Origin of the sequence: Xanthomonas sp. WHRI 7065 (assembly GCF_040203115.2) — a bacterium.
Lineage (GTDB): Bacteria > Pseudomonadota > Gammaproteobacteria > Xanthomonadales > Xanthomonadaceae > Xanthomonas > Xanthomonas arboricola.
In genome coordinates this window covers 3,173,968-3,187,284 of sequence record NZ_CP168194.1, presented here as the reverse complement: position 1 = coordinate 3,187,284, position 13,317 = coordinate 3,173,968, and the positions used below count along the sequence as shown (strand labels likewise).

14 protein-coding genes and 1 tRNA gene are annotated in these 13,317 nt (G+C 63.4%); all 15 read left to right on the top strand.

The genetic code is table 11. From position 1 onward, the window contains the following. Positions 1 to 2 precede the first annotated feature (2 nt). Positions 3 to 758 (top strand): triose-phosphate isomerase, encoded by a 756-nt coding sequence (gene tpiA / locus ABQY64_RS13360; protein WP_349780103.1) that lies wholly within the window; start codon positions 3 to 5, stop codon positions 756 to 758. A gap of 33 nt (positions 759 to 791) precedes the next feature. Beyond that, positions 792 to 1,265, top strand: a complete 474-nt coding sequence (gene secG, locus ABQY64_RS13355; RefSeq protein ID WP_024937981.1) for a preprotein translocase subunit SecG — start codon at positions 792 to 794, stop codon at positions 1,263 to 1,265. A gap of 49 nt (positions 1,266 to 1,314) precedes the next feature. Continuing rightward, a tRNA-Leu gene (locus ABQY64_RS13350) sits at positions 1,315 to 1,399 on the top strand. 102 nt (positions 1,400 to 1,501) lie between these two features. Next, positions 1,502 to 1,858 carry an NADH-quinone oxidoreductase subunit A gene (locus ABQY64_RS13345; RefSeq protein WP_003485539.1) on the top strand — a complete coding sequence of 119 codons (357 nt, stop codon included), beginning with the start codon at positions 1,502 to 1,504 and terminating at the stop codon, positions 1,856 to 1,858. Further along, complete coding sequence (locus ABQY64_RS13340; protein ID WP_016944318.1) at positions 1,849 to 2,403, top strand: NADH-quinone oxidoreductase subunit B family protein; 555 nt, start codon at positions 1,849 to 1,851, stop codon at positions 2,401 to 2,403. Before ABQY64_RS13345 ends, ABQY64_RS13340 begins: the two co-directional genes overlap by 10 nt. Positions 2,404 to 2,439: 36 nt before the next feature. Beyond that, positions 2,440 to 3,192 (top strand): NADH-quinone oxidoreductase subunit C, encoded by a 753-nt coding sequence (locus ABQY64_RS13335; RefSeq protein ID WP_024937980.1) that lies wholly within the window; start codon positions 2,440 to 2,442, stop codon positions 3,190 to 3,192. Next, entirely contained in the window at positions 3,189 to 4,496 is a 1,308-nt protein-coding gene (locus ABQY64_RS13330) for an NADH-quinone oxidoreductase subunit D (protein ID WP_016902995.1), read from the top strand. The genes ABQY64_RS13335 and ABQY64_RS13330 overlap by 4 nt, the downstream gene beginning before the upstream one ends. Then, positions 4,493 to 5,020 carry an NADH-quinone oxidoreductase subunit NuoE gene (nuoE, locus tag ABQY64_RS13325; RefSeq protein WP_016902996.1) on the top strand — a complete coding sequence of 176 codons (528 nt, stop codon included), beginning with the start codon at positions 4,493 to 4,495 and terminating at the stop codon, positions 5,018 to 5,020. The genes ABQY64_RS13330 and nuoE overlap by 4 nt, the downstream gene beginning before the upstream one ends. A 3-nt stretch (positions 5,021 to 5,023) precedes the next feature. Beyond that, positions 5,024 to 6,358 carry an NADH-quinone oxidoreductase subunit NuoF gene (gene nuoF / locus ABQY64_RS13320; protein ID WP_024937978.1) on the top strand — a complete coding sequence of 445 codons (1,335 nt, stop codon included), beginning with the start codon at positions 5,024 to 5,026 and terminating at the stop codon, positions 6,356 to 6,358. Further along, positions 6,355 to 8,589, top strand: a complete 2,235-nt coding sequence (gene nuoG, locus ABQY64_RS13315) for an NADH-quinone oxidoreductase subunit NuoG (protein ID WP_349780104.1) — start codon at positions 6,355 to 6,357, stop codon at positions 8,587 to 8,589. Before nuoF ends, nuoG begins: the two co-directional genes overlap by 4 nt. After that, on the top strand, positions 8,586 to 9,677 hold the full coding sequence (gene nuoH / locus ABQY64_RS13310) for an NADH-quinone oxidoreductase subunit NuoH (protein WP_039522183.1): 1,092 nt from the start codon (positions 8,586 to 8,588) through the stop codon (positions 9,675 to 9,677). The genes nuoG and nuoH overlap by 4 nt, the downstream gene beginning before the upstream one ends. A 3-nt stretch (positions 9,678 to 9,680) precedes the next feature. Beyond that, positions 9,681 to 10,169: an NADH-quinone oxidoreductase subunit NuoI gene (gene nuoI, locus ABQY64_RS13305; protein ID WP_002810206.1), complete on the top strand. Its 489-nt coding sequence runs from the start codon at positions 9,681 to 9,683 to the stop codon at positions 10,167 to 10,169. 4 nt (positions 10,170 to 10,173) lie between these two features. Further along, on the top strand, positions 10,174 to 10,836 hold the full coding sequence (locus ABQY64_RS13300) for an NADH-quinone oxidoreductase subunit J (protein ID WP_172837831.1): 663 nt from the start codon (positions 10,174 to 10,176) through the stop codon (positions 10,834 to 10,836). Further along, on the top strand, positions 10,833 to 11,138 hold the full coding sequence (nuoK, locus tag ABQY64_RS13295) for an NADH-quinone oxidoreductase subunit NuoK (protein ID WP_006450557.1): 306 nt from the start codon (positions 10,833 to 10,835) through the stop codon (positions 11,136 to 11,138). Before ABQY64_RS13300 ends, nuoK begins: the two co-directional genes overlap by 4 nt. A gap of 7 nt (positions 11,139 to 11,145) precedes the next feature. Then, positions 11,146 to 13,305, top strand: coding sequence for an NADH-quinone oxidoreductase subunit L (gene nuoL, locus ABQY64_RS13290; protein WP_349780105.1), 2,160 nt, complete (start codon positions 11,146 to 11,148; stop codon positions 13,303 to 13,305). Positions 13,306 to 13,317 lie beyond the last annotated feature (12 nt).

Below are 13,317 nucleotides of genomic sequence, written 5' to 3'. Positions count from 1 at the left end.
TGATGCGTCGAAAGATCGTTGCCGGAAATTGGAAGCTGCATGGCAGCCGCGCCTTCGCCACCGAACTGGTGGCCCAGATCGCCGCACACATGCCCCTGGAGGGTGTCGATGTCGTCATCCTGCCGCCACTGCCTTACCTGGGCGACCTGATCGAGGATTTCGAGGAGCACCATCTGTGTTTCGGTGCCCAGGACGTCAGCAGTAACGAGAAGGGCGCCTACACCGGGGAAGTCTCGGCCACGATGCTGGTCGATGTCGGCGCCGAGTACGGGCTGGTCGGCCACTCCGAACGGCGCCAGTACCATCGTGAGAGCAGCGAGCTGGTGGCGCATAAATTCGCCGCCGCCATGCATGCCGGCCTGGTCCCGATGCTGTGTGTGGGCGAGTCGCTGGAGCAGCGCGAGGCCGACCAGACCGAGGCGGTGCTGCGCGCCCAGCTCGAGCCGGTGCTGGCGCTGGTGGGCAGCGCGGGCTTTGCCCGCGCCGTACTCGCTTACGAGCCGATCTGGGCCATTGGCACCGGCCGCACCGCCAGCCCGGAGCAGGCGCAGGCGGTGCACGCGTTCCTGCGTGGCGAAGTCGCGAAGGCGGATGCTAGAATCGCCGATTCTCTGCCCATCCTGTACGGGGGCAGTGTCAAGCCCGATAACGCCAGCGAGCTGTTTGCGCAGCCCGACGTCGATGGCGGGCTGGTCGGAGGCGCCTCGCTGGTCGCCGAGGATTTCCTGGCCATCGCGCGTGCGGCGGCCGCTTGTTAACCCATTAAGTTTTGTCCGGGGACGGATTTCGAAATGCTGATGTTGATCCTCAATGTGGTCTACGTGCTGGTCGCGCTGGCGATGATTGCGCTGATCCTGATGCAGCGTGGTGCGGGTGCGGCAGCCGGTTCTGGCTTCGGCGCCGGCGCGTCGGGCACCGTGTTCGGCTCGCAGGGTGCGTCGAACTTCCTGTCCAAATCGACTAAGTGGCTGGCGGTGGTGTTCTTCAGCATCAGCCTGTTCATGGCGTGGTATGCCACCCACGGCGCACGTCCGACCGACCAGAACCTGGGCGTGATGTCGCAGTCGGCCACCCCGGCGCCCGCCGCTGCGGGCGAGCTGACTCAGCCATTGCCGCAGGCGCCGGCCGCCGGCGCAGTGCCGACCGCTCCTTCGCAGCCAGTGCCTGCCGCAACTCCGGCTGCAACGCCGGCGCAGTCCGCACCGGCACAGCAGGTGCCCGCGGCACGCGAAGAAAACGCTTCAGAACCAGCACAAAAACGCTGAAGCCGGTTACAATACGCTGCGCACTGGGATGTCCAGCGGCGCAACGTATGCCCAGGTGGCGGAATTGGTAGACGCACTACCTTGAGGTGGTAGCGACTTAGGTCGTAGGGGTTCGAGTCCCCTCTTGGGCACCATTGTTTGGCTGCAGTTCCTGCGCATCGCTGGTCGCGCGCGGGGTCTGCCTATACCCCATGCCGGCACGCGGCGCGTGCGGGCAGAGGCAAGAGAGAATCGCTGTGCTGGCCGAATATTTGCCGAGTCTGCTGTTTCTGATCGTCGCCACCGGTATCGGCATCGTGCTGATGCTGGTCGGTCGATTCCTCGGTCCGCGTAGTCCGGACCCGCGCAAGCTCTCGCCTTACGAGTGTGGCTTCGAAGCCTTCGAAGACGCGCGCATGAAGTTCGACGTGCGCTACTACCTGATCGCGATCCAGTTCATCGTGTTCGATCTGGAAATCATCTTCATCGTGCCGTGGACACAGGTGTTCATGGAGATCGGCGCACGTTCGCTGGTCACCATGGGTCTGTTCGTTGGCATGTTGTTCCTCGGCTTTATCTACGTGTGGAAGAAGGGAGCGCTGGAATGGGAGTGATTCAGACCCTGGATCGTCTGATGACCAACCCGATGCCGGAAGGCCGGGTGGAAGACATCCTGCGCCCGGAAGGCGAAAACCCGCTGCTCGAGAAGGGCTACGTGACCACCAGCGTCGATGCGCTGCTGAACTGGGCGCGCACCGGCTCGATGTGGCCGATGACCTTCGGCCTGGCCTGCTGCGCGGTCGAGATGATGCATGCCGGCGCCGCGCGTCTGGATCTGGACCGCTACGGCGTGGTGTTCCGCCCGTCGCCGCGCCAGTCCGACGTGATGATCGTGGCCGGCACGCTGGTCAACAAGATGGCCCCGGCGCTGCGCAAGGTCTACGACCAGATGCCGGACCCGAAGTGGGTCATCTCGATGGGTAGCTGCGCCAATGGCGGCGGCTACTATCACTATTCGTATTCGGTGGTGCGCGGTTGCGATCGCATCGTGCCGGTGGACATCTACGTCCCCGGTTGCCCGCCGACCGCCGAGGCGCTGGTATACGGCATCCTGCAGCTGCAGAAGAAGATCTGGCGTACCCAGACCATCGCGCGCTGACACCCGTCTTCTTCTACTGAGAGCAGCCAAGCCCCCATGGCAGAGCAAGCATCTTCCTTCACTGACCGACTTGCGGCACGTTTCGCCGGTGCGCAGATCGCCGTGGCATTGCCGCGCGGCGAAGTGACGCTGGAAGTCGCTGCGGCCGATTGGCACGCCACCTGTCTGGCCCTGCGTGACGAGCTCGGTTTCGAGCAACTCAGCGACCTGTGCGGCGTCGATTACCTGGGCTACGGCAGCGACGAGTGGGATACCGCCGACGTGTCGTCGCAGGGCTTCAGCCGCGGCGTCGAGGGCAAGGCCGTCGGTCGTTTCGCCTGGGGCGAATTTCCCAGCCAGGAAAGTTCCGACGGCGCCCATCCGCAGCACATGCCCAAGCAGCGTTTTGCGGTGGTCGCGCAGCTGATCTCCTACCAGCACAACCAGCGTCTGCGCGTGCGTTGCTACGCACCGGACGAGCAGGTGCCGGTGGTGGCGTCGTTGACCGATATCTGGCCCGGCGTGAACTGGTTCGAACGCGAAGCCTTCGACCTGTTCGGCATCGTCTTCGATGGCCATCCGGACCTGCGCCGCATCCTGACCGACTACGGATTTGTCGGCCATCCGTTCCGCAAGGATTTCCCGCTGATCGGCAACGTCGAAGTGCGTTACGACGATGAGCGCAAGCGTGTCGTGTACGAGCCGGTGACCTCGGTCGAGCCGCGCGTCGGTGTGCCGCGCGTGATCCGCGACGATGCCCGTTATGAGACTGCCGCTGGTGAAGTGGGCAAGTCGGAGACCGCCAAGTGAGTGAGTTCCGCCAGGCAACCGATGCCTTCGCGAGCAATCCTGTCGAAAGCAAGCAGGAAATCCGCAATTACACGATGAACTTCGGCCCGCAGCATCCTGCGGCGCACGGCGTGCTGCGCCTGATCCTGGAAATGGACGGCGAGACCGTGGTGCGTGCCGATCCGCATATCGGCCTGCTGCACCGTGGCACCGAGAAGCTGGCCGAATCCAAGCCGTTCAACCAGTCGGTTCCGTACATGGACCGCCTGGATTACGTGTCGATGATGTGCAACGAGCACGCCTACGTGCGCGCGATCGAGTCCCTGATGGGCATCGAAGTGCCCGAGCGTGCGCACTACATCCGCACCATGTTCGATGAGATCACCCGCATCAAGAACCACCTGATGTGGGTCGGTTCCAACGCGCTCGACCTGGGCGCGATGGCGGTGATGCTGTACGCGTTCCGCGAGCGCGAAGAATTGATGGACGTCTACGAGGCGGTCAGTGGTGCGCGCATGCACGCTGCCTACTACCGTCCCGGCGGCGTGTATCGCGATCTGCCCGATCGCATGCCCAAGTACAAGGAATCCCGCTGGCACAAGGGCGGGGCACTGAAGAAGCTCAATGCAGCGCGCGAAGGCTCGATGCTGGACTTCCTCGAGGATTTCACCAATACGTTCCCGTCGCGTGTGGACGAGTACGAGACGCTGCTGACCGATAACCGTATCTGGAAGCAGCGTACCGTCGACGTCGGCATCATCAGCCCGGATCTGGCGCGTGCCTGGGGCATGACCGGCCCGATGCTGCGTGGCTCGGGCATCGAATGGGACCTGCGCAAGAAGCAGCCGTACGCCAAGTACGACGCGGTGGAGTTCGACGTGCCGGTCGGCACCAATGGCGATTGCTACGACCGCTATCTGGTACGCGTGGCCGAGATGCGCGAGTCCAACCGCATCATCAAGCAATGCGTGAAGTGGCTGAAGGCCAACCCCGGCCCGGTCATGGTCACCAATTTCAAGGTCGCTCCGCCAAGCCGCGAAGGCATGAAGGACGACATGGAAGCGCTGATCCATCACTTCAAGCTGTTCAGTGAAGGCTACTGCGTGCCGGCCGGCGAAACCTATTGCGCGGTCGAAGCGCCCAAGGGCGAGTTCGGCTGCTACCTGATGTCCGATGGCGCCAACAAGCCGTTCCGCGTGCATCTGCGCGCGCCGGGCTTTGCGCATCTGTCGTCGATGGACGCGGTGGTGCGTGGCTATCTGCTGGCCGACGTCGTGGCGATGATCGGTACTTACGATTTGGTTTTCGGTGAGGTTGACCGATGAAGGCGACGGGTAATTTCGAGGCGGCGCGCGACGTCGATCCGCAGGTGGTGCTGAGCGACAAGACGCGCGCGCACATCGATCACTGGTTGAGCAAGTTTCCGCCTGATCGCAAGCGTTCGGCCGTGCTGCAGGGCTTGCACGCTGCGCAGGAGCAGAACCAGGGCTGGCTGACCGACGAGCTGATTGTCGGCGTGGCCAAGTATCTGGACCTGCCGCCGGTGTGGGCCTACGAGGTCGCCAGCTTCTACTCGATGTTCGAGACCGAGAAGGTCGGCCGCCACAACGTGGCGTTCTGCACCAACATCAGCTGCTGGCTCAACGGCGCCGAAGATCTGTTGGCGCACGCGGAGAAGAAACTGGGTTGCAAGCTGGGGCAGTCGACGGCCGATGGCCGCGTCTACCTCAAGCGCGAAGAAGAGTGCCTGGCGGCCTGCTCTGCAGCGCCGATGATGGTCATCAACGGCCATTACCACGAGCACCTGACGAAAGAGAAGGTCGACGCGCTGCTGGACGGGCTGGAGTAAGACATGGCACATCATCACGCACCCTCAGGCCCGGTCGGTCCGGCGCCGTTGCCGCATCAGGTCGTCTACACGACGCTGCACTACGACACCCCGTGGTCGTACGAGAGCTATCTGAAAACTGGTGGCTACGCCGCGCTGCGCAAGATCCTTGAAGAGAAGATCGCGCCGGCCGACGTCATCGAGATGGTCAAGGCGTCCAACCTGCGCGGCCGTGGCGGCGCGGGCTTCCCGACCGGCCTGAAGTGGTCGTTCATGCCCAAGGGCACGATGCAGAAGTACATCCTGTGCAACTCGGACGAATCCGAGCCGGGAACCTGCAAGGACCGCGACATCCTGCGTTACAACCCGCACTCGGTGGTGGAGGGCATGGCGATCGCCTGCTACGCCACCGGCTCGACCGTGGGCTACAACTATCTGCGTGGCGAGTTCCACCACGAGCCGTTCGAGAACTTCGAGCTGGCGCTGGCCGATGCCTATGCCAACGGCTGGCTGGGCAAGAACATCCTCGGCAGCGGCGTGGATATCGATATCTACGGTGCGCTGGGTGCCGGCGCCTACATCTGCGGCGAAGAAACCGCGCTGATGGAATCGCTGGAAGGCAAGAAGGGCCAGCCGCGTTACAAGCCGCCGTTCCCGGCCAACTTCGGCCTGTACGGCAAGCCGACCACCATCAACAACACCGAGACCTACGCGTCGGTGCCGGCGATCATTCGCAACGGCCCGGAATGGTTCCTGGGGTTGAGCAAGACCAAGAACGGCGGCCCGAAGATTTTCTCGGTGTCCGGCTGCGTGCAGAAGGGCGGCAATTTCGAAGTGCCGCTCGGCACCACCTTCGACGAACTGCTGGAAATGGCCGGTGGCCTGCGTCCGGGCCGCAAGCTCAAGGGCGTGGTGCCTGGCGGCGTGTCGATGCCGGTGCTGAAGGCCGACCAGGTCGCCGGGCTGCAGATGGACTACGACACCTTGCGTGCGCTCGGCACCGGCCTGGGGTCGGGTGCGATCGTGGTGCTGGATGACAGCGTGTGCTGCGTGCGCTTCGCCTGCCGCATCTCGCAGTTCTTCCACAAGGAATCCTGCGGCCAGTGCACCCCGTGCCGCGAAGGCACCGGCTGGATGCACCGCGTGCTGGAGCGCATCGTCGCCGGCAAGGCGACGATGGAAGACCTGCATCAGCTGCGCACCGTTGCCGGCCAGATCGAAGGACACACCATCTGCGCCTTCGGCGAAGCGGCGGCGTGGCCGATCCAAGGCTTCCTGCGCCAGTTCTGGGACGAGTTCGAGTACTACATCGTCAACGGTCGTTCGATCGTCGACACGCACGTCGGAGTGGCCGCATGAGCGCCCAACCAGTGAACCCGAACGTGCCACCGGATCATGTCACCGTCGAGATCGACGGCCAGTCCCTGGTGGTGCCGAAGGGTTCGATGATCATCCAGGCGGCCGACAAGGCCGGCATCCCGATCCCGCGCTTCTGCTACCACGAGAAGCTGCCGATCGCGGCGAACTGCCGCATGTGCCTTGTGGACGTCGAGAAATCCCCGAAGCCGTCGCCTGCCTGCGCCACGCCGGTGATGGACGGCATGAAGGTCACCACGCGTAGCGAAAAGGCGCTGAAGTACCAGCGCAGCGTGATGGAATTCCTGCTGATCAACCATCCGCTCGACTGCCCGATCTGCGATCAGGGCGGCGAGTGCGAACTGCAGGACGTGTCGCTGGGTTACGGCCGTTCGGTCAGCCGCTTCAACGAGCGCAAGCGCGTGGTGCCGGACGAGGACATCGGTCCGCTGGTTGCCACCGAAATGACCCGTTGCATCCAGTGCACCCGTTGCGTGCGTTTCACTGCAGACATTGCCGGCACCTACGAGCTGGGCGGCATGTATCGCGGCGAGAACCTGCAGATCGGCACCTACGACGGCAAGCCGCTGACCACCGAAATCTCCGGCAACGTCATCGACGTCTGCCCGGTCGGCGCGCTGACCAACAAGGTGTTCCAGTTCCGTGCGCGTCCGTGGGAGCTGATGGCGCGCGAGTCGCTCGGCTACCACGATGCGATGGGCTCGAATCTGTTCCTGCACGTGCGTCGCGGCGAAGTGCTGCGCACCGTGCCGCGCGAGAACGAGGCGGTCAACGAGTGCTGGCTGTCCGATCGCGATCGTTATTCGCATCAGGGCCTGTATGCCGAAGACCGTGCGGTCAAGCCGCTGAAGAAGTTCAACGGGCAGTGGACCGAGGTAAGCTGGGCCGAAGGTCTGGCCGCCGCGACGCAGATCCTGCGTGACAACGCCGGCGATCAGCTCGGTGTGCTGGTGCATCCGTCCACCTCCAACGAAGAGGGCGCCTTGCTCGCACGTCTGGCCGAAGGCCTGAACAGCGGCAATCTGGATCACCGCCTGCTCAACCGTGATTTCTCCGATGCCGCGGTGGCCCAAGCGTTTGCCACGCCGCTGGCCGAGATCGAGCGCGCCGATGTGGTGGTGCTGTTCGGCACCAACGTACGTCACGAGCTGCCGTTGCTGCATGCCCGCCTGCGTAAGGCCAGCATCCAGAACGGGACGAAGATCCACTCGGTCAACCCGGTCGATTTCGATTTTGCCTTCACCCAGGCAAGCCGCACGGTCGTTGCGCCGTCGCAGCTGGCCGGTGCCCTGGACGATGCGGCGTTGCGCGATGCGGTCAAGGGCGCCACGCGCGCCGTGATCGTGGTCGGCGCACTGGCTGAAAACCACCCGCAGGCTGCCGCATTGCGTGCCGCTGCACGCGACTTTGCCGCTGCAACCGGCGCCTCGCTGTGCCGCATCCCGCAGGGTGCGAACGCGGTCGGTCTGGTGTCGCAGGGTGTGCTGCCGACCGCACGCGATGTCGCCGGCATGCTGGCGCAGCCGCGCCAGGCCTACGTGCTGTATGGCATCGAGCCGGGTCTGGATTTCGCCGATGCCGCCGCTGCACGCAGCGCCTTGGCGGGTGCCAAGGTGGTCGCGTTCAGCCAGTTTGCCTGTGCCTCGACGCGCGACGTGGCCGATGTGATCCTGCCGATCGGTGCGCTGCCGGAAATCGACGCATCGCTGACCAATCTGGATGGCCGCGTGCAGACCGCACGTGCCGCCGGTCGCCTGCCGGTCGAAGCCCGCGAAGGTTGGCGCGTACTGCGTGCACTTGGTGGCGAACTGGGTCTGGCCGGTTTCGAATTCATCGATCTGGTCGGCCTGCGTGCCGGCATGCAGAACCGTTCCGTCAGCCCTGTCGCCTCGGCACAGCCGGCTGCGAGCAGCGACGGGCTGGAAGTTGCCGCCACCGCTGCGATCTATCGCACCGATGCGGTGGTGCGTCGCGCCGCCGCGCTGCAATCGCATCCGCTCAACATCGCGCCGTGTGTGGCGATGCATCCGGAGCAGGCTGCGCAGTTGCAGGTCGGCGCTGGTCAGATGGTCAAGGTCGGTACCGACGCCGGTAAGGCGACGTTGCCGGTAGTGCTGGACAAGCGCGTCGCACCGGGCACGGTGTGGATCGAATCCGGCCATGGCGCAACCGCGCCGCTCGGTGCCGGTCGTGTAACGGTGGTGGCTGCATGAACGAATTGCTGTTGAACCTGGTCGATCCCTTGCACCAGTGGTTTGTCGGTCTGGGCGATGGCGGCGTGGTGCTGTGGACCGTGCTGAAGATCCTGCTGATCACCGTGCCGGTGATCGTGTCGGTGGCCTTCTACGTGGTCTGGGAGCGCAAGCTGATCGGCTGGATGCACGTGCGTCACGGGCCGATGTACGTGGGCATGGGCATCTTCCAGGCCTTCGCCGACGTGTTCAAACTCCTGTTCAAGGAGATCGTGCAACCGAGCAGCTCGCACAAGGCGATGTTCATCATCGCGCCTTTGCTGACCCTGGCACCGGCCTTCGCGGCCTGGTCGGTGGTGCCGTTCGACGCGCAGCTGGTGCTGTCCAACGCCAACGTCGGTTTGCTGTATCTGCTGGCGATGACCTCGCTGGGCGTGTACGGCATCATCCTGGCCGGCTGGGCGTCCAACTCCAAGTACGCGTTCCTGGGTGCGATGCGCTCGGCCGCGCAGGTGGTCAGCTACGAAATTGCGATGGGCTTTGCGCTGGTCGGCGTGATGATCGCCTCCGGCAGCGTCAACCTGAGCCAGATCGTGTTCGCGCAGGCGGGCAGCTCCGGCTTCTTCGACTGGTTCCTGATTCCGCTGTTCCCGTTGTTCATCGTGTACTGGGTGTCGGGCGTCGCCGAAACCAACCGCGCGCCGTTCGACGTGGTGGAAGGCGAATCGGAAATCGTCGCCGGTCACATGGTGGAGTACTCGGGCGGTGCGTTCGCGCTGTTCTTCCTGGCCGAATACGCCAACATGATCCTGGTCAGCTTCCTGATCTCGATCTTCTTCCTCGGCGGCTGGTTGAGCCCGATCCAGGGTTGGGTCAACGCGGATATCTCGCCGTGGATCGACTGGTTGTGGAAGGGCGGTTGGCCGTGGCTGCTGATGAAGGTGTTCTTCTTCGCCAGCGCCTACATCTGGTTCCGTGCCAGCTTCCCGCGCTACCGCTATGACCAGATCATGCGTCTGGGCTGGAAGGTGTTCATTCCGCTCACGATCGTGTGGATCGCAGTGACGGCGTTGATGGTGTTTTACGGCGTGATCCAGAAGGGCGTGTAACTGATGAACAAGATCACCCATTACTTCAAAAGCCTGCTCCTGCTCGAACTGCTAGGCGGCCTATGGCTGACGTTGAAATACACGTTCAAGCCCAAGTACACCGTGCTGTATCCGATGGAGAAGTTCCCGCAGTCGCCGCGTTTCCGTGGCTTGCATGCATTGCGTCGCTATCCCAACGGCGAAGAGCGCTGCATCGCCTGCAAGCTGTGCGAAGCGGTGTGCCCGGCGCTGGCGATCACCATCGACTCGGCCAAACGCGAGGACGGCTCGCGCCGCACCACGCGCTACGACATCGATCTGTTCAAGTGCATCTTCTGCGGCTTCTGCGAAGAAAGCTGCCCGGTGGACTCGATCGTCGAGACGCACATCCTCGAGTACCACTTCGAGAAGCGTGGCGAGAACATTGTCAACAAGCCGCAGCTGCTGGCGATCGGAGACCGGTTTGAAACCGAGATCGCCGAGCGTCGCGCTGCCGATGCCGCCTTCCGTTGAGGTCATGATGGACTGGGTCACTATTGCTTTCTACGCCTTCTCCGCCGTCGCGGTCGTGTCCGCCGGTGCGGTGATCAGCGTGCGCAACCCGGTGTACGCCGTGTTGTGCCTGATCCTCACCTTCTTCTCGATGGCATGCATCTGGTTGCTGGTCGGCGCCGAGTTCCTCGGCGTGACGCTGGTGCTGGTCTACGTCGGCGCGGTGATGGTGCTGTTCCTGTTCGTGGTGATGATGCTGGACATCGACACCAGCCGCCTGCGCGAAGGGTGGGTCAAGTACATGCCGGTCGGTGTCATCGTGGCGGTTGCTATGCTGGCGCAGATGGTCACCCTGATCGGGGTCAAGGCGCGCAGTGCCGCACCGTTCCCGGCCGATAACGCCGCCGCGCAGGCCGCCGACGTGTCGAACCTGACCTGGCTGGCCAAGACCCTCTACACCCAGTTCCTGCTGCCGTTCGAGTTCGCCGCGGTGATCCTGACCGTGGCCGTGGTGGCCGCGGTGATGCTGACCCTGCGCAAGCGCACCGGCATCAAGCACCAGAATGCGGGCGAGCAGTCGCGGGTGAAGGCGGGCGATCGTCTGCGCATGGTCAAAATGGCGGTTGAAAAGCCGGTACAGGTCGCGCCGAAGCTGGATGCGGCCGACGGACAGGAGGCGAAGTCTTGATTACCTTGGGCCACTTGCTGGGACTGGGCGCGGTGCTGTTCTGCATCTCCCTGGCCGGCATCTTCCTCAACCGCAAGAACGTCATCGTGCTGCTGATGTCGATCGAGCTGATGCTGCTGTCGGTCAACGTCAACTTCATTGCGTTCTCGCGCGAGCTTGGCGACCCCGCCGGTCAGCTGTTCGTGTTCTTCATCCTGACCGTTGCCGCCGCGGAGGCTGCAATCGGCCTTGCGATCCTGGTGACTCTGTTCCGCACGCGCCGCACGATCAATGTGGCCGAAGTCGATACGTTGAAGGGCTGACCTGTAGATGGAAATCACTCTCTCCAAGAGTCTGTTGATCGCGGTGGTGCTTGCACCGCTGGTCGGCAGCATCATCGCCGGCCTGTTCGGTCGCCAGGTAGGGCGCAAGGGCGCGCAATACGTCACCATCCTGGGCGTGGCGGTCAGCTGCGTGCTGTCGTGCCTGACGCTGTATCAATTGGTGGAGCAGGGCGCCAGCCCGTTCAACCAGAACCTGTACACCTTCTTCGATGTCGGTAACTACTCGGCGCATGTCGGCTTCATGGTCGATCGCCTGACCGCGATGATGATGGTGGTGGTGACCTTCGTGTCGCTGCTGGTGCACATCTACACCATCGGCTACATGGAAGAAGACCCGGGCTACCAGCGTTTCTTCAGCTACATCTCGTTGTTCACCTTCTCCATGCTCACGCTGGTGATGAGCAACAACTTCCTGCAGCTGTTCTTCGGCTGGGAAGCGGTGGGTCTGGTGTCCTACCTGTTGATCGGTTTCTGGTTCAAGCGCCCGACCGCCGTGTTCGCCAACATGAAGGCGTTCCTGGTCAATCGCGTCGGCGACTTCGGCTTCATTCTCGGCATCGCCGGTGTGCTGCTGTGGTTCGGCTCGCTGGACTACTCCACCGTGTTCGCCAACGCGACTACCATGGCCGGTGCCAAGGTGCAGCTGTTCGCGGGCCACGAATGGAGCGTGATGACGCTGATCTGCATCTGCCTGTTCATCGGCGCGATGGGCAAGTCGGCGCAGGTGCCGCTGCACGTGTGGCTGCCGGACTCGATGGAAGGCCCGACGCCGATTTCGGCACTGATCCATGCTGCCACGATGGTGACCGCCGGCATCTTCATGGTCGCGCGCATGTCGCCGCTGTTCGAGCTGTCGGAAACCGCGTTGAACTTCATCCTGTTCATCGGTGCGACCACGGCCTTCTTCACCGGCCTGATTGGCATCGTGCAGAACGACATCAAGCGCGTGGTTGCGTATTCCACGCTGTCGCAGCTGGGCTACATGACCGTGGCGCTGGGCGTGTCGGCGTATTCGGCCGCCGTGTTCCACCTGATGACGCATGCCTTTTTCAAGGCGCTGCTGTTCCTGGCGGCCGGTTCGGTCATCATCGGCATGCACCACGAGCAGGACATGCGCAAGATGGGCGGCCTGCGCAAGTACATGAAGGTGACCTACTGGACCAGCGTGATCGGTACCTTGGCACTGGTCGGCACGCCGTTCTTCTCCGGCTTCTACTCCAAGGACACCATCATCGAGGCAGCCGCGCACCATGCGCACGAGTCGCATAGCTGGATCGCGACCTACGGCTACTGGGCAGTGCTCGGCGGCGTACTGGTGACCAGCTTCTACAGCTTCCGCCTGCTGTTCTTGACCTTCCACGGCAAGGAACGCTTCCGCGATGCCCATGCGCACGATGCGCATGCACATCACGACAGCGCGCACACCGATGCCGAGGCGCAGGTCCACGCGCACGACGCATATGCACACGATACGCATGGCCACGACGACCACGGTCATGGCCACCATGGTGCCCACGAGCCGCACGAATCCAAGTGGGTGGTGACGCTGCCGTTGATCCTGCTGGCGATCCCGTCGGTGGCGATCGGTTTCTTCACCATCGGTCCGATGCTGTTCGGCACCGACTGGCAGGGCCACCACGCCGCGCATGCGCTCAAGGGGCAGGCAGTGTCGTTCTTCACCGGCATCGTCGATTTCTACGATCCGGCGCGTGACACCGTCGGCGCACTGGCCGAAGAGTTCCATGGCCCGGTCGCTTTCGCGCTGCATGGCATGATGGCGGCACCATTCTTCCTGACGGTCGCTGGCCTGCTGTTGGCTGCGCTGTTCTATCTGTGGAAGCCGGAACTGGCCACCAAGTCGCGCAAGGCGTTCGCGCCGGTGGTGTGGCTGCTGGAAAACAAATACGGCTTCGACAAGCTCTGGATCAATGGCTTCGCCGGTGGCGGCGTGGTCCTTGGCAAGGCGTCACGTGCCATCGATACCCATGTGGTCGACGGTGTCGTCGTCAATGGTTCTGCCCGACTGATCGACCTGGCTGCAAATCTGCTGCGTCGCACGCAATCCGGTTTCCTCTATCACTACGCCTTCGCAATGATCATCGGTTTGATCGCCTTGTTGGCGGTACTGATGCATTTCTGGCGTTGACCTGTACGGAAT